Source organism: Rhodococcus sp. NPDC056743, from assembly GCF_042790355.1.
Classification (GTDB): Bacteria; Actinomycetota; Actinomycetes; order Mycobacteriales; family Mycobacteriaceae; genus Rhodococcus_F.
Genome location: NZ_JBHTZI010000002.1, coordinates 587,095 through 607,824 on the forward strand (window position 1 = coordinate 587,095; position 20,730 = coordinate 607,824).

At 59.5% G+C, this 20,730-nt stretch carries 18 protein-coding genes; 9 read left to right on the top strand and 9 right to left on the bottom strand.

The window, feature by feature from the left end:
• The gene (locus ACFRFQ_RS07290; protein WP_378654961.1) at positions 1-429 is read right to left on the bottom strand and encodes a YciI family protein; all 429 of its coding nucleotides are present in this window, start codon (positions 427-429) and stop codon (positions 1-3) included.
• Positions 430-654: 225 nt separating this feature from the next.
• Between ACFRFQ_RS07290 and ACFRFQ_RS07295 the strand changes: the two genes are divergently transcribed.
• Together ACFRFQ_RS07295 and ACFRFQ_RS07300 are read left to right on the top strand one after the other, a co-directional pair.
• The gene (locus ACFRFQ_RS07295; protein ID WP_378654963.1) at positions 655-1,614 is read left to right on the top strand and encodes an alpha/beta hydrolase; all 960 of its coding nucleotides are present in this window, start codon (positions 655-657) and stop codon (positions 1,612-1,614) included.
• A gap of 21 nt (positions 1,615-1,635) precedes the next feature.
• Positions 1,636-2,700, top strand: coding sequence for a helix-turn-helix domain-containing protein (locus ACFRFQ_RS07300; protein WP_378654966.1), 1,065 nt, complete (start codon positions 1,636-1,638; stop codon positions 2,698-2,700).
• Positions 2,701-2,720: 20 nt separating this feature from the next.
• Here the strand turns inward: ACFRFQ_RS07300 and ACFRFQ_RS07305 are convergent, their stop codons facing one another.
• Positions 2,721-3,374 carry a TetR/AcrR family transcriptional regulator gene (locus ACFRFQ_RS07305; protein ID WP_378654969.1) on the bottom strand — a complete coding sequence of 218 codons (654 nt, stop codon included), beginning with the start codon at positions 3,372-3,374 and terminating at the stop codon, positions 2,721-2,723.
• A 139-nt stretch (positions 3,375-3,513) separates the two neighbouring features.
• Between ACFRFQ_RS07305 and ACFRFQ_RS07310 the strand changes: the two genes are divergently transcribed.
• Both ACFRFQ_RS07310 and ACFRFQ_RS07315 read left to right on the top strand, forming a co-directional pair.
• Complete coding sequence (locus ACFRFQ_RS07310) at positions 3,514-4,743, top strand: oxygenase MpaB family protein (protein ID WP_378654972.1); 1,230 nt, start codon at positions 3,514-3,516, stop codon at positions 4,741-4,743.
• Between the two features lie 25 nt (positions 4,744-4,768).
• Positions 4,769-5,380 carry a DUF4304 domain-containing protein gene (locus ACFRFQ_RS07315; RefSeq protein ID WP_378654975.1) on the top strand — a complete coding sequence of 204 codons (612 nt, stop codon included), beginning with the start codon at positions 4,769-4,771 and terminating at the stop codon, positions 5,378-5,380.
• A gap of 2 nt (positions 5,381-5,382) precedes the next feature.
• Here the strand turns inward: ACFRFQ_RS07315 and ACFRFQ_RS07320 are convergent, their stop codons facing one another.
• A complete protein-coding gene (locus tag ACFRFQ_RS07320) occupies positions 5,383-6,540 on the bottom strand; it encodes a glutamate--cysteine ligase (RefSeq protein ID WP_378654977.1) in 1,158 nt (385 codons plus the stop codon).
• A gap of 341 nt (positions 6,541-6,881) precedes the next feature.
• Positions 6,882-7,772 (bottom strand): LysR family transcriptional regulator, encoded by an 891-nt coding sequence (locus tag ACFRFQ_RS07325; protein WP_378654980.1) that lies wholly within the window; start codon positions 7,770-7,772, stop codon positions 6,882-6,884.
• 102 nt (positions 7,773-7,874) lie between these two features.
• Here ACFRFQ_RS07325 and ACFRFQ_RS07330 point away from each other — a divergent pair, with 102 nt between their 5' ends.
• Both ACFRFQ_RS07330 and ACFRFQ_RS07335 read left to right on the top strand, forming a co-directional pair.
• Entirely contained in the window at positions 7,875-8,498 is a 624-nt protein-coding gene (locus ACFRFQ_RS07330; RefSeq protein ID WP_378654983.1) for a LysE family translocator, read from the top strand.
• Positions 8,499-8,641: 143 nt separating this feature from the next.
• Positions 8,642-11,944, top strand: coding sequence for a protein kinase (locus ACFRFQ_RS07335; protein WP_378654986.1), 3,303 nt, complete (start codon positions 8,642-8,644; stop codon positions 11,942-11,944).
• Between the two features lie 12 nt (positions 11,945-11,956).
• Here the strand turns inward: ACFRFQ_RS07335 and ACFRFQ_RS07340 are convergent, their stop codons facing one another.
• Positions 11,957-12,877 carry an alpha/beta hydrolase gene (locus ACFRFQ_RS07340; RefSeq protein WP_378654988.1) on the bottom strand — a complete coding sequence of 307 codons (921 nt, stop codon included), beginning with the start codon at positions 12,875-12,877 and terminating at the stop codon, positions 11,957-11,959.
• A gap of 285 nt (positions 12,878-13,162) precedes the next feature.
• Here ACFRFQ_RS07340 and ACFRFQ_RS07345 point away from each other — a divergent pair, with 285 nt between their 5' ends.
• The 3 genes from ACFRFQ_RS07345 to ACFRFQ_RS07355 all read left to right on the top strand — a co-directional run bounded on the left by ACFRFQ_RS07345 (position 13,163) and on the right by ACFRFQ_RS07355 (position 16,237).
• Positions 13,163-13,555, top strand: a complete 393-nt coding sequence (locus ACFRFQ_RS07345) for a VOC family protein (protein WP_378654991.1) — start codon at positions 13,163-13,165, stop codon at positions 13,553-13,555.
• A gap of 76 nt (positions 13,556-13,631) precedes the next feature.
• Positions 13,632-14,615, top strand: coding sequence for a hypothetical protein (locus ACFRFQ_RS07350; RefSeq protein ID WP_378654993.1), 984 nt, complete (start codon positions 13,632-13,634; stop codon positions 14,613-14,615).
• 53 nt (positions 14,616-14,668) lie between these two features.
• Positions 14,669-16,237 carry an ABC transporter substrate-binding protein gene (locus tag ACFRFQ_RS07355; protein ID WP_378654996.1) on the top strand — a complete coding sequence of 523 codons (1,569 nt, stop codon included), beginning with the start codon at positions 14,669-14,671 and terminating at the stop codon, positions 16,235-16,237.
• Here the strand turns inward: ACFRFQ_RS07355 and ACFRFQ_RS07360 are convergent, their stop codons facing one another.
• The 4 genes from ACFRFQ_RS07360 to ACFRFQ_RS07375 all read right to left on the bottom strand — a co-directional run bounded on the left by ACFRFQ_RS07360 (position 16,238) and on the right by ACFRFQ_RS07375 (position 20,605).
• Positions 16,238-17,023, bottom strand: a complete 786-nt coding sequence (locus tag ACFRFQ_RS07360; protein WP_378654999.1) for an IclR family transcriptional regulator — start codon at positions 17,021-17,023, stop codon at positions 16,238-16,240.
• Between the two features lie 117 nt (positions 17,024-17,140).
• A complete protein-coding gene (locus tag ACFRFQ_RS07365; protein ID WP_378655002.1) occupies positions 17,141-17,971 on the bottom strand; it encodes a fumarylacetoacetate hydrolase family protein in 831 nt (276 codons plus the stop codon).
• A 1-nt stretch (position 17,972) separates the two neighbouring features.
• Positions 17,973-18,902: a VOC family protein gene (locus ACFRFQ_RS07370; RefSeq protein ID WP_378655005.1), complete on the bottom strand. Its 930-nt coding sequence runs from the start codon at positions 18,900-18,902 to the stop codon at positions 17,973-17,975.
• 2 nt (positions 18,903-18,904) lie between these two features.
• The gene (locus ACFRFQ_RS07375; protein ID WP_378655008.1) at positions 18,905-20,605 is read right to left on the bottom strand and encodes a bifunctional 3-(3-hydroxy-phenyl)propionate/3-hydroxycinnamic acid hydroxylase; all 1,701 of its coding nucleotides are present in this window, start codon (positions 20,603-20,605) and stop codon (positions 18,905-18,907) included.
• Positions 20,606-20,730: the final 125 nt, after the last annotated feature.

The window sequence follows — 20,730 nt, forward strand, 5'->3', positions numbered from 1 at the left end:
TCAGCTCGAGACCGGGCGATCCGTACCCAGTTCTTCGCGCCAGCCGGCTTCCTTTTGGATGTACTCATTGCTCTGGTCGAACTCTTCCATCTCCGTGACGCGTCGAACCTCGAGCTTGCTGCCTGGGCCCAGTGGACACCTCTTGGCCCACTCCAATGCCTCGTCCTTGGTAGACGTCTGAATGATCCAGAAGCCCGAGAACAGCTCTTTGGTTTCCCCGTACGGGCCGTCGGACACGAGCGGCGGATCGGAGTCGAAATCGACGATGAAACCCTCCTCCATCGCCAGGCCCTCACCGGCGAGAAGGACTCCCGCTTTGATCAGCGACTCGTTGTACTGACCCATCGCGGTGATAATCGCGTCGAAATCCATATCCTTGGATGCCTCGATGGCCTCGTCGGTCGAACGCATGATCAGCATGTACTTCATGGAATTCTCCTTCGTTTGTGGGCCGCTGATTCGGTCCCTCTGCCTACACGTCGAACGGCGAAGACGCCGATCGACAAAACTTCCGAAAATCGCGCGAATCTACCCCGAGATGTATCCTCGCCACCAGCGTCATCCTAGGAAGATCCGACGGGCGTCGGATGGAGACTCCCCAATTTCCTACAAACGACTGGTGACGCCGGCCAAACCCCACCTGATGATGAAGACATGACGACATTCCCCACCCTCGACCCCGAATTCGCTGTGGCACTCACGATGCTCCCGAAGGTCGACTTTTCGGATCTCCCCGCCACCAGAGTCTCCTACGACGCACAGATAAGCACCGCGTTGGCTGACCTGTCGTACGACGGAGTCACGCTTCGCGAAATATCCGTCCCTGGACTCGATGACGATCCGGAGATCACGATACGTTTCTTCACTCCGGATACTGCAGTAGGTCCGGTTCCGGTTCTGTTATGGATGCATGGCGGCGGATTCGCCATCGGCACAGCAGAAGGCACTGATCCTTTCTGCATCGAGGTAGCGCGCGAACTCGGATTCGCCGTTGCCAACGTGGAATACCGTCTCGCCCCCGAGACTCCCTTTCCCGGCCCCCTCAACGACTGTTACGCCGCACTCACGTACGTACATGCCCATGCCGAGGAGCTGGGTATCGATCCCAATCGCATCGCTGTCGGCGGTCAGAGTGCGGGCGGTGGACTTGCCGCCGGAATAGCACTGAAAGCCCGAGATGAGGGCATCGTCCCCGTTGCGTTTCAATTTCTCGAGGCCCCGGCACTGGACGACCGGCTGACATCAACGTCGATGACAAACTTCGTCGACACTCCGATATGGCACCGACCCAACGCGATTCAGTCGTGGAAGTTCTACCTCGGCGATTCGTATGCAGGGCCCGAAGATCCGAACGTCTCGGTCTACGCCGCGCCCGCCCGCGCAACCGATCTCAGCAACTTGCCCCCGGCCTACGTGTGCACCATGGAACTGGACCCACTTCGCGACGAAGGAATCGAGTACGCCGCTCGTCTACTCCAAGCGGGTGTCAGCGTCGAGCTGCACTCCTTCCCCGGCACCTTTCACGGGTCGGCACTTATCGCGACCGCAGAGGTCAGCAAACGAAGTTCCGCCGAAGCACTCACCGCGCTCCGGAGAAGGTTGCGCACGATATAACCAGTCTCGTAGCTTTGCTGTATGCAAGGACTGATGTACCGGCTTGCCGAGCTCGACGCAGACTCGGCAGGACTGGTACGTGTCATCGACTACTTCGACACCCTCGTGCGGCACGGCGCCGACACAGCATCCTTGCTACGCGCGAGCGCACAGTTGGCGGATTGTGTTGTCGGTATCGAGATCGCTGACGCTAGTCGAAGCCACAAGAATCTGCGCCGATGCGATCCCCGGGGGCGATGGTCACCCGAACCGCAGCTTGCCCCAAGCATCGTCAGGGACATCGCTGTCGACGACGAAGTCCTCGGCACAGTCTGGATCGAGCGCCCGGGTGGCGACTTGCCACTCGACGAGATGCTCGTCGACCGGATGGCTTTGACGGCAGCGATCATCTTGCGGCCGCGACGTTTACTGACCGCAGCCGAACACACTCATAATCTGCTCTTCCCGATGGACGAGCTAGCGGTCCTGACATCCTGTGCGGGACTCGGTCTCGACCCTTCCGCTTCAGTGCGCGTCGTCGTATCCACCATTAATGAGATTGCACACCTGCAGTTCTCGAAGGATTGGACACCGGGAAAAGCTATCGGAATCGAAGCGGACGGCGAGTACCTGAATCTCGTGACCGGGTCATTCATCTGGCCGGCAGAATTCTCTGAAACCGCAAGAGCGATGCCTGTCCGTGCCGGAATGTCCTTGGCTACTGCCGCTTCCGAAATACATACACTCATCGACACTGCTCGATTCGCTCGCAGTCAAACATCCGCCACCACACCCTTCGTGAACGCAGACGATCTCGGCGCACTCAATCTCCTGATACCGGGAAAGAGGATCGATCCCACACAAATTCCGGACCTGGTGCGTGTCAGAGAATTTCGCGGAACCAAAGACGGCATCGAACTACTGGAGACGCTGAGAGTTTACCTACGATCCGGCACATTGAGAGCCACAGCCGACTGCCTGCACCTCCACCACAGTAGCGTCGCCCACCGATTGGCAAAGCTATCCCAGCACATCGGATTTCACGTAGACACGATCGAAAACCGAGCGCGCGCAACGGCCATGATGATGGTGCTCGACGCCATGTAGCTCGCCCCACACAGCACAAACTACGCTTTGATCATCGGCACGAGGAATTGCCTCGCTATTGCTTCCATTTGGGCGTCGTCGTGAAGGTTGACGGTATCGCTTGGAGTCATCAGGAAGGAAGCCGCCACTCGGACGAACATTTCGGCCACAAGATCGACATCCACGCCGTCCGCGATGGTGCCCGCTCGCTGTTCTCTCCGGAGTTGAGAGGCAACGAACTGCTGGACCATCGCGAGCGTTCGTCCGTTATCGCCGACAATCGATCCGTGTAGATGCGGCCCGGCCTCGATGAGAGCCGAGATCAGTGCGTTGTTGGAAATCGCGCGCAGCGAGCTCACGAACCCCAGAACGATTCGATCGTCGACCGTTTCCGCGAGCTCTATGTCAGCGCGAAATTGATCGAAGTATTTGCGGAACTCTCGGAGAACAACCTGCTCGACGAGCGAATCCTTGGTCGCAAACTTCCGGTAGACGGTGATTCGGGACAAGTTGGCTCGGCGGGCCACTTCCTCCATCGACGTGCGCTGAATTCCCACTTTGCAGAACTGTTCGTGGGCCGCGTCGAGTAGGCGGACACGAGAGCGATCTCCCTTGTCGGGATCTTCGCCTCTTATCGCATTCTCTAGATACGTATTCGACTCCAAGGCAGATGAATTGGGCGCCTGTCTGGTCACGTGCGCTCCTTCTCTTCCGGAGGGTGCGCGGATAGAAGATCAGACAAAACACTTGTGGCGCCCATCACGCTATGTTACCAATGATACGACGATACGTTGATTGTTTCATTGCTTCATCGGACTAGCCGGGAGTAACGACATGGACGATCTCAGTAGGCGCAATATGTTGAGAGTGGGTGGCGCGTTCGGCGCACTCGGAGCACTCAGCGCGTTCGCGACACCAGCCAGTGCGCAACCATGGCACTGGTCACCAGCAGGTTCGGTGCCCGGAACCGGGACCGGCGCAGATCCGAGACAAATATGGGACAGCGAAGCTGACCCGCTTGTGGCTTCACTCCTCGACAGAGGAGACGTTCCACAAGTCAACGAACTTTTGCGAACCTGGAAGAAGAACGGCCAACCGTTGCCGGCGGGACTTCCAGCCGATCTCCGCGAATTCATGGAACATGCACGGCAGCTACCGCATTGGGTCGATCAGAACAAACTCGCGGCAGCCGTGCGATTCAATGAGAAACGGGGTCTCTACCTCGGTGTTCTCTATGGCTTCGCCAGCGGAATGATGAGCACTGTCATCCCCAAAGAGGCACTGGCGGTGTATTACTCCAAAGGCGGAGCGAACATGAAGAACCGCATCTCCAAAACCGCAAAGTTGGGATACGACATCGGTTCCCGCAACGCTTTTCAAGCTGACGGCGAGATGATCGTTACCTCCGTCAAGACCAGGCTGGTGCATGCCGCAGTTCGACATCTGCTGCCTCAATCTCCGCACTGGACGCACATGGCGCCGGAGGATGTTCCGATCAGTCAGCACGACATGATGGTCACCTGGCACAGTTTGCCTACGACAGCCATGCGAAATCTCAACGCCTGGAACGTAAAAGTCCCCGCCGACGAGTCCGACGGGTTCCTGCACTCATGGCAAGTCAGTGCTCATCTCCTCGGTATCGAGGATCAGTACATTCCTGCAACGTGGAATGAAGCGGACGCGCAAGCCAAGCAAGTGCTGGACCCGATACTCGCTCCCACTCCGGAGGGAATCAAGCTCGCCGACATTCTTCTCGATCTGGGCGCGGGCCTCGATTTCACTCTTCTGACTCGGCCCATCCTCGGCGCGTTGACCCGTTTCATGCTCGGCGACGAAATAGCCAACTGGCTCAACATTCCACGGGAACCCGTGTGGGGCACGCTTCTGGATACGGCATGGGGTCCATTCGTGAAGGTCCGCGAAGGGCTTCTTCCCGTCCCGCTGGCACCAGACGCCTACTGGACCTTCGACGAACTGCTCCGGCAGTTCGTTCTGCTCTACATGTCCGAACTTCGACCGATCAGCATCGAGATTCCGGAGTTCAACAACCCGAACTATCGTTGACGGTGCCATCTGCGACCATGTTCGAATGGAGCAGCCGACGGCCGAGCAGTCATTTGCCACACTCCTCAAAGAGAGCGTGGTTCCACTTCTCAAGGAGCACGGGTTCCGGAAGCAGAGACTGACCTTCCGACGTGAGCGGGACCGCATGATCGACGTCGTCAATCTGCAACGGTCGACAGGAAACAGTTACGAATCAATACGTTTCTACGTTAACTGCGGTGTCTACTCTCCGGACTTCGATCGAATCATCGGCAAGCCCGAGCACCAGCGCCCAACCGAAGTGGACTGCCAGTACCGACGCCGAATCGAAAACATCGCGTCCGGCATCGGACCACACGTGACCGTCGATGCAGCGACCGACATCCCTGCATCGGCTGACATGTTGCGCGCCGCGCTCACGAGGGCATTGGCGGTAATGGGCCAGCTTCACAGGCCAGAGGATATCGCTCGATTTGCAGAGTCGGACATAGATTTTGACGTGTTTCGATATCGGCTGGCCACAAACGACAAAAGCGGGGCGAACGAACAATACCGGCGGGCGCGCTCACAGTTCGGCGCAGAGCCTCGCTGGCAGCGTCTCGACGAGTTGTTCCGACAAGCATCCGACCCTCACGAATTCGCAGTCGGAGCCGATTGATGTCATGAAGGCGACAGCGCAGTATCCGTCTGCCGACCGCACCCGCCTGCTGTGCGGCGAGCGCATTCGTCGATCACGTCGGTGATGCCGGACTGTGCCAGGGTGCGGCGTTGCACCATTGCCCCATTACCCTGGTCGAAGACCTTCTCCAGTGAGGCAATAACCCGCTCGAGTTCACCGAACTCGGCCAGCATCGGCGCAATGTAATCCACTAGTCGCCGAACCAGCTGAGGAGTCGGCACCAGACGCACGGAGTCCATGTCGAGTGCTCGACCGGCGAGCCCGTCGCGGGCCGCCCGCCAGCACGCGGCGCGCAGTACCTCCTGGTCGATGATCGGGGCAGTGCAACCCGCAGCGATCTCTTTCATCACGGTGACGACAAGAGCATGTACCAGCGTGGCGTATGTGATCGTCTCGTCGACTGTGGCTGGAACATCACTGATCCGAATCTCCACGGTAGGAAGATGATCCGATACCCGAACATCCCAATAGACCATGTGGGGGTCCAGGATGACACCAGCTTCGAGCATCGTTGCGATGGCGGTGTCGTAGTGATTCACGGACTCGAAATACGGCGGCGGCCCGCAGCTCGGCCATCGCCCGTAGAGGATGTAACGCCAACTGGCATAACCGGTATCGACGCCGGCACTGATCGGTGAGTTCGCAGTCAGCGCCAACAAAGTCGGCAACCATGGACGCAGACGATTGATGATCCGAACGGCCTGTTTGCGGTCCTCCACACCGACATGCACATGGCAACCGCACATTACTCCCGCAGTGAGGGCGCCGAATGCACCAGCCATGCGTTGATATCTCGAGGTATGAGTGGTCTCGTGCGGCGGCGGATCGTAGAACGGTGTCCCTACCGCCAGTAGCTGACATCCCGCATGCGCGGCGGCGTCAGCGGCGGCAATCCGACGTTCACGCAGTTGGTCCTGAAGATCACGGATATGGTTCCCGACCGATGTGGCGGTCTCTACCTGACAGCGGGTGAGCTCCAATTGCAGATCCACACCAAGATCCCGTCCCGCGGCCGCAACTTCGGTGTTGAGGAATTTGGGCTGTTTGGTCACTGGGTCGCACAGGAGGAATTCCTCCTCCACACCAAGTGTGGGCGTCCCCGCGGGGACGTCTCGAGATGGAACAGTCGCTTCCACCATGGGGTTCCTCTGGTTGCGAAGTTCGTCGATAAGTTCGCTTTCCTTTGCTCGAGTTTTCAATTCGTCTACTGTCCACTCCTCGTACGAAGCCGACCGACCGCCAGCTTTGGCGACGCTGGAACGACCACGATTAGCTGCCGCGTTGGAGATCCGCGCCGCTTTCTCCTTGGAATCTCCTTTCTTCTCCTCGAGGCAAGCCGATAGACGGGTGGATCGCTGTTTACTTCGGACCTACCCGCATGTGTGTTCGGCCAAACGGGAAGACATGGAAAGATCGACTGCGGGGCTTCGAACGGGTCATGGCATTTTCACCAAAGCGCCCACCAAGCAACAACACTCGGCTAGCCACGCAGGTGTGATTGCAATGCGGCCCCGACGACAGATATCGCATTATCGCTGACCTGATGGGTACGCACTGCGATGTCGATCTTGCGTGCCGGCGGATCCCCCAGTTCGAGAACACGGACTTCGCCAGGCAGTTCGGGACGACCCAGCCGGGGCACGAGTGCGAGTCCGAGGCCCGCGGCCACGAACGGGACGTGCAGCGCGAAGTCGGAGATTTCTGTGGTGATCCGTGGCCGGTGACCATGCACCGCGAACATCTGGGTAAGCCATGAGTGGCAGATCGTGCCCGCGCCGGTGGACACCCAACTGTAGGTCGCAAGGTCTTCGAGCCCGGGCGACTTGGTGAGTGGATGATCTCGGTGGCAGATTACGTCGGCAATATCGTCGACAATCGGGGTCACGGTGATTGCCGGGTTCACCGGCACCCGCTGCCCTTGCCAGTAATGCGTGACCGCAACATCGACCATCCCGGCCGACAGCGCGTGGTACGCCTCGCCGGGATCCATCTCGGCGAGTGAACAGGTGAGCTGATCGTGCTGGTCCAACACTTCGGCTATCGCCGTCAGCGCGCCGTGCCGGATGGCGGTCGTAAATGCAGCCACCCGCACGTGGCCGACAACGTTGGTCGTGCGGCCGGATGACACACCGAGAATCGCCTCCAATCGAGTCAGCACCGGGCCGGCCTCGTCGAGGAGCGCATGGGCTTCGGGCGTCAGGGTCACTCGTCGCCCGGTAGGCGTCAGCAAAGACCGGCCCGTCGCCTTTTCGAGTCGCTTGAGCTGCTGGCTGACAGCGGACGGACTTAATCGCAGCACTGCAGCTGCAGCCGTTACGGTTCCATGTTCCTTGACCGATTGGAGCGCTCGGAGCGTAGCCAGTTCATCCATGAAGCAATTCTTCACGAATTCGTTCGTGAATATGCGATGGACGTGAACAGTGCCAACACCGGAAACTAGTCGAAGTCCGCGATCCAGAACAGAGGAGAGAACATGCTGCCCATGTCGTCGGTAGTCGGGATCGGCCTCGTCGCGCTGGGGATGGCGCTGACCCCAGGTCCGAACATGGTCTACCTCGCATCACGCTCCATCTCACAAGGGCGACGCGCGGGATTGGTCTCGCTGGGCGGCGTCGCACTGGGATTTGTCTTCTACCTGGGAGCGTCCGCCGCAGGTCTGTCCGCACTCTTCGCGGCGGTGCCGGCTGCGTACACGACCGTCAAACTCATCGGCGCCCTGTACCTGGCATATCTCGCGTGGAACATGCTGCGGCCAGGCGGACGCTCTCCGTTCGAGGCAAGAGAGGTCGACGCTCATTCGCCTGTCCGATTGTTCGCCATGGGATTGGTGACAAACATCTTGAATCCCAAGATCGCGCTGATGTACGCGGCCCTCGTTCCTCAGTTCGTGCACCCGGACGACGGACCTGTGCTGGGTCAATTCCTTCAGCTGGGACTGGTTCAGATCACCGTTGCTGCGGCAATCAACGGAGCGATTGTGCTCGCGGCGTCATCGGTCTCCGAATACCTCCGTCACCATCCGCAGGTCATGGCGGCGCAGCGCATCTTCACGGGCACAGTGCTGAGTGCCTTCGCCGTCAAGATTGCCGCAACGTGACCATTCGCCACGGCAATTCGCGCACATATAACTCCACAAAATATCCGATTGGGGTGGCGAACGGTGGCCTCGAGGGTTCATCATCGAGGGGTGAGTTTCGTCGGATTCTCCACACGACGGGTACAGGTAGATCGATATAGTCGATGACCGAAATCGACCCCTTCGCGACGCAGTTCGACGCCGCTGGTTCAGTCGCGGCGGAATTGGCTGCGTCCGGGTTCGAGGATGCTACCGAGATCGGCCGTGGCGGTTTCGGGGTCGTCTACCGCTGCGCACAGCCCTTGCTCGACCGCATTGTGGCGCTCAAGGTACTCACTGCCGACCTCGACGAGGAGAACCGCGCGCGGTTCTTTCGCGAGCAGAAGGCAGCGGGGCGACTGACCGGACACCCCAATATCGTGAACGTCTTTCAGACCAGCGTCACCGGCAGCGGACGGCCGTTCATAGTCATGCCGTACTACGCCCAGGATTCCCTCGAAACCCGGATCCGACAGCATGGGCCGCTCCCTCTCGGTGAGGCACTTCGCCTCGGCGTGAAGATCGCAGGCGCCTTGGAATCTGCGCACCGGCTCGGCATCCTCCATCGAGATGTGAAGCCGGGGAACATCCTGCTCACCGACTACGGTGAGCCGGCACTGTCGGACTTCGGTATCGCTCACTTTGCCGGTGGATTCGAAACTGGCACAGGCATTGTGACGGGTTCGCCCGCGTTCATTGCGCCGGAAGTTGTGGCCGGCGAGCCGGCGAGTGCCGCAGCGGATGTCTACGGTCTCGGCTCGACGTTGTTCGCCACACTGACCGGCCATGCTGCTTTCGAACGTCGAAGTGGTGAACGCCTGGTTGCTCAGTTCCTACGGGTTACCTCGGAGCCTGTTCCGAACCCACGCGAGTTCGGAATCCCGGACGACGTCAGCGGCATCATCGAAAGGGCAATGTCCGGCAACCCACGCACCCGCCCGTCGGCGGAGGAACTGGGACAACTGCTCCGCGAATCTCAACGTCGCCATGGCCTGCCCGTCGACGAAATGTCGCTGTACTCCGAACCTGCACGCGCACACTCTGTTCCACAGGCTACGCTCGCGGTGCAAAGCACTGACGAAAACGAGTACGGCAACACGAGCATTCCTCCGACAACGGATCGGACCGGCGGGCTTCCCCTCGACCTGACCAGCTTCGTCGACCGCCGTACCGAACTTGCCACTGCCAAAAACCTACTGACGACGGCGCGACTGGTGACATTGACCGGGATCGGCGGCGTAGGAAAGACGCGTCTGGCTCTTCGGATCGCGGCAAAGACACAACACAGTTTTGCCGACGGCGTTCAACTCGTGGAACTGGCGGAGTTGCAGGAAGCATCGCTGCTCCCTGCAGTTGTGGCACGCACCCTGGGGATACAAGACCGGTCCGCGAAGCCGGTGCAGGAGATGGTTGCCGAGTTCCTCGCTCAACGAGAAATGTTACTGGTGCTCGATAATTGCGAACAGGTAGTTGGCGCGGCAGCGCAGCTATCCGAATTCCTGCTGCGCGGTTGCCCGGACGTGAAAATTCTTGCAACCAGCCGCGAGCCGCTGGGGATCGGAGGAGAGTCGGTTCTCCTTGTCCCCCCACTGCCTGTCCCGGATCCTGACAACCTACCGAAAGGTACACCGAGTAACGACGCTGTTCGCCTGTTCGTCGATCGCGGAACCGCAGTTATCCCGGGCTTCGAACTCACTGAGGACAACAAGGAAGCCATCGCATCGATCTGCCGGAAACTAGACGGACTCCCATTGCCGATCGAGTTGGCGGCAGCGCGATTACGGGCAATGTCGCCTGAACAAATCCTGCAACGACTCACCGAGCGGTACGCCTTGTTGACCAGCGGGAGCCGGGACGCACCGTCGAGGCAACAGACACTGAGGATGTGTGTCGATTGGAGTTACGACTTGTGCACCCCGGTCGAACAAGCAATGTGGGCACGACTGTCGGTGTTCTCCGGTGGCTTCGAACTCAATGCCGCGGAGAAGATTTGCGGCCAAGGTATGAGCGCAACCGAAGTGCTCGACGCTGTGACATTTCTCGCCGACAAATCAATCCTGATCCGTGAAGTATCAGGCAATACCGTGCGTTTCCGAATGCTGGAAACACTCCGCGACTACGGGCGGCAGAAGGCACAGGAGTCAGGAGAGCACGAGTACACGGAACTTCGTCGCCGACATCGTGATTGGTGTGAATCTCTGGCGATCGCTGCGGATACCGAGTGGATCAGCCCTCGGCAGATCGAGTTGATCACCACTATCGCGCGAGAGAAGCCGAATCTGCGGGAGGCTTTGGAGTTCTGTTTATCCGACAGCCCGGAAATCGGCACTCGGATCACTGCGGCCCTGTTTTCGTACTGGCTTTCCCGAGGCGCACTCACCGAAGGTCGCCAGTGGCTCGACCGCTTCCGCGACTACCGCGTCGGCCCACCGACAATCGAGCGTGCCAGAGCAATTCACACGGGAACCACTTTGGCCGCGCTGCAGGGAGATCTGGCCACGGCCGGAAACCTTGTCGAGGAGGGCAGGAACCTCGCGAGTCACTCGTCCGATCCCCGGGTTCAGGCGTATATCCACCACGCTGAGGGCTATCTCGCGCTGTTCAACGAGGACCTTGCCGGGTCGTGTGTTCACTTCGAAAAAGCTGCTCAGTTGTTTGCCGAACAGAAGAACCTCCACTTCCAGGTAACTGCGATGCTGACCCTCGGTGCGGTACTCGAACTGCTGAATGACACAGAGCAGGCAGCCGGATACAACGAACGCGTGCTTGCCATTACCGTGGAACACGGTGAAACGGTGTATCGATCGTACGTGCTGTGGACGCTGGCCGTCGCGGCCTGGAAGACCGGGGATCGGGATCGGGCATCCCGACTCCTGAAACAGGCATTGCGATTGGGGCGCAACATCAATGATCGGCTGAACGCTGCCATGTGTCTGCAAGGTCTTTCCTGGCTTGCAGTTGACGACAAGAGCCCTCGACGCGCTGCGATGTTGATGGGCGCCGCCGAGGCAGCGAGCCGGTCCGTCGGCGGTGCGTCCGTTGTCGTACCAAGTATGGCCATGTTCCAGGATGCATCTGAGCGTATGGCGCGACTATCGTTGGGTGAGAGCACTTTTAACGAGATCCACGACAGGGGTGCAGCCCTCCGGTTCCACGACGCCGTCGACTACGCACTAGGCGACGAGCGCAGCAACCCTCGAAGCTCCACGACCGGGCCGTCGACCAAGCCGACAAAACGCGAAATCGAAGTCGCCGCTCTGGTAGCCGACGGCCTCACCAATAAGGAGATCGCCGCCCGTTTGGTGATCTCACCACGCACCGCTCAGGGCCACGTGGAACATCTTCTGGTAAAACTCGGATTCACCTCGCGCACACAGGTTGCCGCGTGGTTTGCCGAATCGAAAGGCGATCGCTCTGAACCTCGGTAAGTGGCATCGCTGTCAATTGCCTTGGTTGGCAAGGCCCGCAGCGAGAGCCCTCAACTGTTCGCTACGATAGTCGCGCGCCGGACCCGACCGGGCTTCAATCTGGTCGAAGCCATGGTAGGCACCGCGCACCTCGAAGAGTGTGCATGGGATTCCGGCATCGATCAACCGCTTGGCGTAGGCGACATCTTCGTCGTAGAACAGATCGTTTGTGCCGACACCGATCCATGCCGGCGGTAGCCCGGTGAGATCTTCGTACCGTGCCGGTGCAGCCAGCGGTGGCACATCCGTCATCGCCGATCCAAGATACGCACTCCATCCGTACCGGTTACTGCGGAGACTCCACACTCGAAACCTGCTCTCGTCGAAGTCTGTTCGTGTGTTTGTCCGGTCGTCGAGCATCGGATACGACAACACCTGGAATGCGGGCAGCACCTCACCACGTTCTTTCGCCAGCAAAGTCAGGGCAGCAGCCAAACCTCCACCGGCGCTCTCCCCGGCGACAGCGATACGGCTCGAGTCGACATCATGCTGTTCCGCCAGCCACAGTAGTGCGGTATAGCAGTCCTCCAGGGGAGCTGGGTACCGGTGCTGCGGCGCAAGCCGATACTCCACCGACGCCGCGACAGCACCCAATTGCGTTGCGATACGGCGACACATGCCATCGCCCATCGCCGCGCTCCCGATGAGATATCCGCCGCCGTGGATGAAGAGCACACCCGGACTGAGGTTGTCGGGAAGGTCAGGCCGGAATACCCGGAGCGAAACATTCTCATCGCAACGGACAACTTCCCCGCCTTTGGGTGGAACCAGGGCTCCTAACGAAGTGAGCCTACGAAGGAGTCCCGCTGTCCGCCGGGTGATCACGGTGCGAGGCAGGAATCGTGCGAGCTTCAATGCGGGGTCGAAATCCGTCGCTACCGGATCTGAAGTCATGGCATGTTCGCTTTCCGTCGACGTATTCAGCGAAACTAGCGCACGTAGCGAATAAATAGTCCGGAAACCGCATCTGGATCCCGGACCGAGTAACCGAACCGAGTGACCGAACCGCGATTCATCGCTATGTCGGGCATCACTTCCATGCATTCAAAGGTTGCGCATTCGGCAGTGGAATCGCCGGATTCCCCGCTATTAGATTGACGGAGTTCATCGGTCCACCGACTTGGACTGTCCCACAGCGACCTTCGATCGCACGTTTCACTCACCGAGAAGAGAAGAAACATGACTGCAGCCGATATTGCCTACAGTATCCATCACTCCAACTTCCCGATCCGCGACAAGAAGACCACCGAGAAGTGGTACGGCGAGGTTTTCGGCCTCACTCGGGTCGACCCCCAGGGCCCAGCCAACGCAGACCTGTTGATGCTCACCAACGGTCGGTTCGACCTGCACTTTCACGTCGTCGATACGGACGACCGGACGAACATCGGTATCACTCACTTCGCCGTCGAGGTGACCGACTGGGACGAGTTCCATACTCATCTCGACGGCCTGGACGTGCAGTACATCGATGATGAACGGATTCGCGTACACAACCGCTCGAAGACCGGCAGTCTGATTGATCCTGATGGACATCGTGTCGAGTTCACGTGGCATCCCGATCGAGCTTGGTAGCCAACTCCATGGCACAGCTGTGCATGTCCGCGAGACACCACACACTCATCAGCAGCAACACGAAGGACGCATCATCATGACCACACCGCCGGTTGTTCGAATCGGTTTCGGAGACTACGACCATACTCGAGATCTCTGGAACGGACGTGTCACCGTCCCGGAATGCGAATTGGACTGCACACCAGTCGATAACCTGGGCGAAGTCTTCCGCAGGTTCCTTGAAGGAGGCGAGTGGGACGCTGCCGAACTGCCGTTGGCAACCGTCACCGCCATGTTGGGACAGGGTGACGATTCCCTGGTGGTGTTGCCGGTGTTCCCCGCGCGATCGTTCCGTCACGGCACGATCTACGTCCACAAGGACGGTCCACAGAATCCAGAAGACCTAGCCGGCAAGCGAATCGGCATCCCAACCTGGGCACAGACCACGGGAATCGTCGTCCGAGGCATGCTCGCGTCGGAGTACGGCGTCGACCTGAACTCCATCAGCTGGATTCAACCCGGGGCGCACACTTCGGAACGCAAAGAGACTACCCCGCTCGATGTTCCGGGGTTCGACGTAACGCGTGTCGACGGCACCACACTTGACCAACTCCTCCTTGGCGGCGAGGTAGATGCGGTTATCAGCACCCGCCCGCCGGAAGGTATCGAGCGCAGCGACTCTCCGGTAAGGCGCATGTTCGAAAAGTGGACGTTCGAGGAGATGTCCTACACGCGAAAAACGGGCCTCTACCCGATCATGCACGTCCTTGCCTTGCGGCGCGCAGTCTACGAAGCAGAACCCTCTGTCTACACCGGGTTGGTCAAGGCCTTCACCGGCGCAAAAGATCGAGCAGTCAAACGCGCGACGAACACAACTGTGCCGAGTTATCCTCTCCCCTGGGCACCGTCGAACATGTTGCGGACCAAAGAGTTTCTCGGCGACGACTTCTGGCCATACGGCATCGAGGCAAACCTTCCGACCATCGAGAAGTTTCTCGACGACTGCGCGCAGCAGTCCGTCACACCTCGAAGGCTGAGCATCGACGAACTCTTCGCGCAAGAAGCCGCTCACTCGTACTGAGCGGCAGACCTGGCGTCCTTCAATTCCCGAGTCAGTTTCAGAGAGGACCATTGATGTTCCGAAATACACGAATACTGGCTGTGGTGGCGGCGTGTTCCATCGCGTTCGTCCTGACGGCATGTGGAGGTGGCGCCGCCGGCTCCGAGGCGTCGTCCAACTCCGGCCCGTCGGGTGATCCTGTTTCTGGCGGCACACTGCGCACGGTGCTGCTGAGCGAACCTCGCAACCTCGACCCCGCGATTCTTCAGAACAACCTGCAAGGCCAAGGCACACTCGGCAATTCGTTGTACGGAACGCTCATGTACGGCGATCAGCAAACTGATGAGATCAGCTACTCGATGGCAGAGAGCTTCGCGAGCGACGACGGCGGCAAGACCTTCGTCCTTCACCTTCGAGACGGTCTCGAGTTCTCCGATGGATCGCCGCTGACTGCAGATGCGGTGAAGTTCAACTGGGATCGACTCAAGGACAAGTCGCTCGGTTCCAATTCCACCCCCGATGCCGCACTGGTCGAGTCATCCGAGGTTGTCGACAAAACGTCACTGAAAGTTACTTTGACGCAGTCAATTCCGGCTTACGCCCATCAGCTGTCGCAAACCGCGATGAACTGGATTGCATCACCGGAGGCTTTGGCGCAAGGATCGCAGGCTTTTGATGCCGATCCGATCGGAGCCGGTCCGTTCACCCTCGAGAGCTGGACCCGCGCCGGCAAGATCGAACTGGTCAAGAACCCAGGATTCTGGGACGCTCCACGTCCGTATCTCGACCGACTCACACTCACCTCGTCGGCAGATGAAGAACAGCGATTGAATTCCGTGGTGAGTGGTGGCGCTGACCTGGTGCAGGCCGCCAACTGGTCCGTCGTAGAGAAGGCAACAGACGCCGGGTTCCAGGTTCGGACTATGCCGATGGCCGGCGGAACCTTCGTTGCCCTGAACACGACACGAGCCCCGTTCGACGATGTTCGAAAACGCCAAGCAGTCAGTGCAGCAATAGACCTGGAGACACTGACACTCGCTATAGACAAGGGAGCAGGCGTCATCGCCGAGACATTGTTCCCGGACACCAGCCAGTTCTACACGGAAACTCCGCTACATACCTACGACAAGGCCAAGGCGCAGGGCCTCTTTGATCAGTTCGCCGCCGAAGGCAGTCCCTTGACGTTCACCTTCACAGCGTTCCCGGGTAAAGAGCTTGTTGCCCAGGCGGTCCAGGCACAGCTCAGTCAGTACGACAACGTCGAGATTTCCGTCAATCGTGTCGACTGGGCCGAGTCGGGACGCATCTACGGGCAGAAGGACTTCGACATGATGGTGGCAGCGTCCAACTTCATCGACCCGGAACCCGCATTGTTCCGTTCCTTCCACAGCACATCGCCACGGAGCGCAACGGGGATCAAGGACGATCAACTTGATGCGGCACTCGTAGCCGGTCGTGTCAGTGAGTCGATCGCGGACCGCAAGGACGCGTACGAGACTGCGTCAGAACGTCTTGCCGAGACGGCACCCGCCATCTTCTACCAACGCACGTCGGAGACCGCGATCGCATCCGACAAAGTCGGCGGAATCCAGATGTACGGAGAAGGTTCCCTGTTGACGGCCGGACTCTGGCTCGCTGACTGATCAGCCGTCGCGCACGACGATCTGGTTCGACAATGTGCTGCTTGCGGCCGCTATTGCCGAAACCAGGTCGTCAAGTCGTTTCGGAGGCACCCGACGACGCATGGTGACGACACTCAACGCCGCGACAACCGCACCGTTGCCGCCGAAAACCGGTGCAGCAATGCCGATGACATCAGGGTCTACTTCCGCGACGGACACACTGACGGAATTTGCGCGAATTTCGGACAGTCGATTCATCAGGGAGTCGACATCGACCAGTGTGCTCTCGGTAAAACTCTGCAGAGGCTCTCGGGCAAGTAATTCGCGGGCCTGACTTTCACGAAGCCAGGCCAACAGGACCAATGCAGAGGCCCCGGCGTTGATCGGAAGTCGGCTGCCGCGTTCATAACTGAGCCGGATCAGTTGATTCGCTCCTTCACACCGCTCGATGCAGATGACCGCACTGTCGACCAGTCGGGTCAGCAAAACGGTTTCGCCGAGTTCGTCGGCCAATGCACGCATAACAGGCAGTGCGACCTCGGTGAGGCTGAAACTACGCCGGGCAAGGCGGGCAAGCTCCATCACCCGGATACCGAGCCGGAATCCGCCATGTGGCGCCTCTTCGAGGAAGGACGTGGATACCAATGTTTGCAGGTACCGGTAGGCAGTCGACCGAGCACAGTCGAGTGCGTCGGCAACGTCGGCAGCACTGATGTGGAGTCGATTGTCGGAGAACATCCCAAGTACGGTCAGCGTGCGGTCGGCGGTGGAGTTACGTTCGCGATAGCCACCGGAAGATGCCGTCATAATTCACCGCCCAATCCTCAATAGCAGGAATACAGTCTCATATCGATTCGTCCCTCCGTGTCAGCCGATCCGGCCGCGCCCCGAAGTGTGAGGCGCGGCCGGTTCGGCGGTGCGCGGTCAGGAAAGCTGCTGCGCCACCACCGAATTACGTACGGTACCGATGCCGTCGATCTCGACACTGACGCTGTCGCCGGGATGCAGGAAGAGTTGGGGATCGCGCCGGTACCCCACTCCACCTGGAGTACCCGTCAAGATGATGTCACCTGGTTCGAGAGTGGTGAAGGTAGAAATGGTCGAGATCAGGCTGGCAATGGAGAAGATCAGGTAGGAAAGATCTGATTCCTGTACCTTCTCGCCGTTGACGATGGTGCGAATACCGGCCGCGGTGATGTCCACCTCGCCGGGAGTCACGACGGTGGGACCGACTGGAGTGCTTGCATCCCAGGCCTTTCCCTGAATCCACTGGTGAGTCTTGTACTGAAAGTCGCGCATGGTGATGTCATTGGCCGCCGAGTACCCGAGGACATGGTCGAGAGCGTTCTGTTCGGAGATTCGTCGTCCGGATCGCCCGATGACGACCGCAAGTTCGCCTTCGTAGTCGACCTGCTCGGACTCCGGCGGCACAGCGATGTCGTCGTAGGCTCCGATCAAGCTCGAGGCGTACTTGGCGAACATGACCGGGTAGGTCGGGAGATCGCGCTTGGTCTCGGTGACATGATCCCGGTAGTTCAAACCGACGCACAGGATCTTGGTCGGATTCGGCACGACCGGAAGCAGCGTGACGTCGTTGATCGCGACGGAGTCGGCTCGACGACGCGGTGCTGCCGCAAGGACGTCGATCGACGTCGAAACCCCGATCTCGGTGATCCCTTCGAGAGGAACGATATGGTCGCCGTCGACCTCGCCGACACCGCGCGCTCCGTTGAATTCATATGTTGCGTATGCCATGTCAGTTTCCTTCGCTCGTCTTGCGCCATGTTGCGAGTTGGCCACCCCACAGGTTCACCGAGGTCGGAATCGGCTTCCAGCGGCGCGGCACATAGGTAACGCGGTCATCATGAAACTTCTCCATTTCGGCCGACAGTTCGATGTGATTGCCGGCCGGGTCGTCGAAGAAGACGAACAGGTTGTTACCCGGTCCGTGGCGACCCGGTCCCCAACTGACGTCGACACCGAGATCGGTGAGTCGATCGCACCAGGCTTTGAAGTCTTCCCATTCCGCGAGGTCGTAAGAATAGTGATCGATGTCGCCCGCCTTGCCGATCTCGACGACGGCCAAGGTGTGGTGGTCGCGATCACTGCGAAGCCAAGCGAACTTACCGTCCTCGAGTTGATCGGAGATGCGGAACCCTACAACATCGACGAAGAACGCCGCCATCGCCGCGACATCCACGGTGCCAACCGTGGTGTGCTGGAACTTGATCGGCCGTCGTCCGGTATCCGCAGCATTCTCACCTTGCCGCTCTACCGGCCCGTGGAAGTGCACGATGTTGCCGTCGGGATCCGGAACGGAGATTCCGTCCGCAGTACCGAGTGCGTAGTCGATGAAAGACGGATCGAGCTCGGAGACGTCATGTCCCGCAGCAAGCAGACGCTTCCGGATTCCTTCGATGCCGTCTGTGTCGCGCACCTCGAAACCGTAGTATGCCAAACTCTTTTCGCCTTCGATCAGGTCCACGACATGGTGACCGGTACCCCAGCCCAGGCGCAGACCGCCGTCTTCGAGTTCGCCTTGAACGACGAGGCCGAGAACGCGACCGTAGAAGGAAGCTGCCGCAGCCACGTCGGGAACATGGAAACCGATGTGAGAGACGGCAGTGGAGGTAAGGGTGCCTGCAGCATCGCGTTCCTGCAGGACAACACGATTCGGTCGTTCCATGATTATGCCTTTCCTAATGATTCGGAGTGGGATGTCTGAAAATCAGGGGCCCAGGTACTGAGTACATCGGTAACCTGAGCCGTATCCTGGGGATACCAGGCAGCCGCGACGAAGTGATCTGGGCGCAAGAGAACAAAACGTCCTCGGTAACAATCGAATTCGCGATTCAGTCCGCCGTCGACGTCGATCAGCACTCGCTGCTGGAGCCGGGGCAGGATTTCGTCGACGGGCACACATGCGGCAGTTGCATCGAAAAGCGTGGCCACTACCGACACGTTTGCCCAGTCTTCCTCGGTGGTGACATCGACACCAACCAGAGCCCAGCCGTGACCGAGGGACTGATCCAACAGACCGATGCGCTGGTCGATCGTGTCGAACGCCCGTGGCTGCCCTACGGGGACACCGACGTTCGGCCCTGAGACAACGAGTCCGTCAGTGAACTGTTGAACGGGGCGGTACCGCATTTCCTCGAAGAATGTCCGCCCTTCCGATGTAGCCAGTGCAGCCCCGACCAATTCGTCGCGACGGCGAGCCAGTCGAGTTGAGGTTGTCATGACGACTCGTCCGAGCCTCTCCGACGCGCGCACGGTTGCGACTGCGTGCGGACTGCGTTCGCTTTGGTAGCTACGCAGGGAGTTTTCATGCAATCGCCCGTCCAGCACATCGGCGATCTTCCACGACAGATTCGCCGCGTCCCGGATTCCGGAGTTCAAGCCCTGACCGGCGAATGGCGGCATCATGTGAGCAGCATCGCCGAGCAGGAAACATCGACCGACCTGCCAGTCGTCAGCGACAACGGCGTTGAAACGGTAGTTGACCGCCCGCTCGACCTGTTCGGGAGTAATGGCGCGATACCGGCGCAGCAACCGTTCGATCAGTTCGAACGAGGGTGTGTCCGTCGGTTCACCCTCTCCGGAGAACAACCGGAATTCGTAGCGGCAACGACCACCGAGTCCTGGCACGATGACGTGTGGACGTTCCGGATCGCCGTGGTGCATTCCGAAGCGTTCGGTGTGGAAATCACCGAGCGTGTCGACGACGAGCCAGACGTCAGGGTAGCTCCGTCCACTCATGGTGACGCCGAACAACTCCCGCATTGTCGAGCGACCACCGTCGCAGCCCAATGCGTACCGAGCCACCACGTCACCGTCCGTCGTCGAGATCGTGACGCGATCCCGATCTTGTTCCACTCCGGTTACTTCGGTGCCGAAATGCACGTCGACATTCGGATGATCATGGAGCGCTGAGAGCAACACTCGCTCGAGGTCCGGTTGTGCAAAGGGATTCTTGAACGGATATCCGAGCCGGTATGGAACGGCGGCACGTGCATGGAACAGAGGCTTGTTGTCACTGTCGAAGTACTGGGTTCCGGTACCAGGCACCATTATTCGCATCACCGCATCGGCAATGCCGGCCTGCTGGTAGACCCGCAATGCCTCGTCGTCGATGCTGATCGCCTTCGGCTCATCGCTGGTGGTCATGCGTTGCTCGAGTACAACCACGTCGAGGCCGCGGGCCGCGAGTAGCGCTGCCGCGGTCATTCCGACCGGGCCTGCGCCGCAGATCGCCACGTCGTACCGGCGGCCTCGAAAAATCGAGTTCACGAGTTCCTCCTCTGGGATCGCCACCAGAAGTGGCGTGCAGAAACGGTAACTCGCCGTCCAGTTATCCAGGAATAGATTCCTGCAACATAGGACGCACACTTAGGTTTACATCAGTGGAGTACCTCGACAGCGAAGGCTGGACAGCATTCCGGCTCAATTGCCAATAGCTACTGCGCAATTGAGCCGGAGTTCACGCACCTACGTCACTGCAATGGAGGGAGGCC

Bases quoted from the DNA above. Each gene is read 5' to 3' on its own strand.
- ACFRFQ_RS07330 (WP_378654983.1), top strand. From the start codon at position 7,875: ATGCTGCCCATGTCGTCGGTAGTCGGGATCGGCCTCGTCGCGCTGGGG.
- ACFRFQ_RS07310 (WP_378654972.1), top strand. From the start codon at position 3,514: ATGGACGATCTCAGTAGGCGCAATATGTTGAGAGTGGGTGGCGCGTTC.
- ACFRFQ_RS07295 (WP_378654963.1), top strand. From the start codon at position 655: ATGACGACATTCCCCACCCTCGACCCCGAATTCGCTGTGGCACTCACG.
- ACFRFQ_RS07350 (WP_378654993.1), top strand. From the start codon at position 13,632: ATGACCACACCGCCGGTTGTTCGAATCGGTTTCGGAGACTACGACCAT.
- ACFRFQ_RS07340 (WP_378654988.1), bottom strand. From the start codon at position 12,877: ATGACTTCAGATCCGGTAGCGACGGATTTCGACCCCGCATTGAAGCTC.
- ACFRFQ_RS07345 (WP_378654991.1), top strand. From the start codon at position 13,163: ATGACTGCAGCCGATATTGCCTACAGTATCCATCACTCCAACTTCCCG.
- ACFRFQ_RS07360 (WP_378654999.1), bottom strand. From the start codon at position 17,023: ATGACGGCATCTTCCGGTGGCTATCGCGAACGTAACTCCACCGCCGAC.
- ACFRFQ_RS07335 (WP_378654986.1), top strand. From the start codon at position 8,642: ATGACCGAAATCGACCCCTTCGCGACGCAGTTCGACGCCGCTGGTTCA.
- ACFRFQ_RS07325 (WP_378654980.1), bottom strand. From the start codon at position 7,772: ATGGATGAACTGGCTACGCTCCGAGCGCTCCAATCGGTCAAGGAACAT.
- ACFRFQ_RS07300 (WP_378654966.1), top strand. From the start codon at position 1,636: ATGCAAGGACTGATGTACCGGCTTGCCGAGCTCGACGCAGACTCGGCA.
- ACFRFQ_RS07290 (WP_378654961.1), bottom strand. From the start codon at position 429: ATGAAGTACATGCTGATCATGCGTTCGACCGACGAGGCCATCGAGGCA.
- ACFRFQ_RS07320 (WP_378654977.1), bottom strand. From the start codon at position 6,540: ATGGTGGAAGCGACTGTTCCATCTCGAGACGTCCCCGCGGGGACGCCC.
- ACFRFQ_RS07315 (WP_378654975.1), top strand. From the start codon at position 4,769: ATGGAGCAGCCGACGGCCGAGCAGTCATTTGCCACACTCCTCAAAGAG.
- ACFRFQ_RS07365 (WP_378655002.1), bottom strand. From the start codon at position 17,971: ATGGCATACGCAACATATGAATTCAACGGAGCGCGCGGTGTCGGCGAG.
- ACFRFQ_RS07355 (WP_378654996.1), top strand. From the start codon at position 14,669: ATGTTCCGAAATACACGAATACTGGCTGTGGTGGCGGCGTGTTCCATC.
- ACFRFQ_RS07370 (WP_378655005.1), bottom strand. From the start codon at position 18,902: ATGGAACGACCGAATCGTGTTGTCCTGCAGGAACGCGATGCTGCAGGC.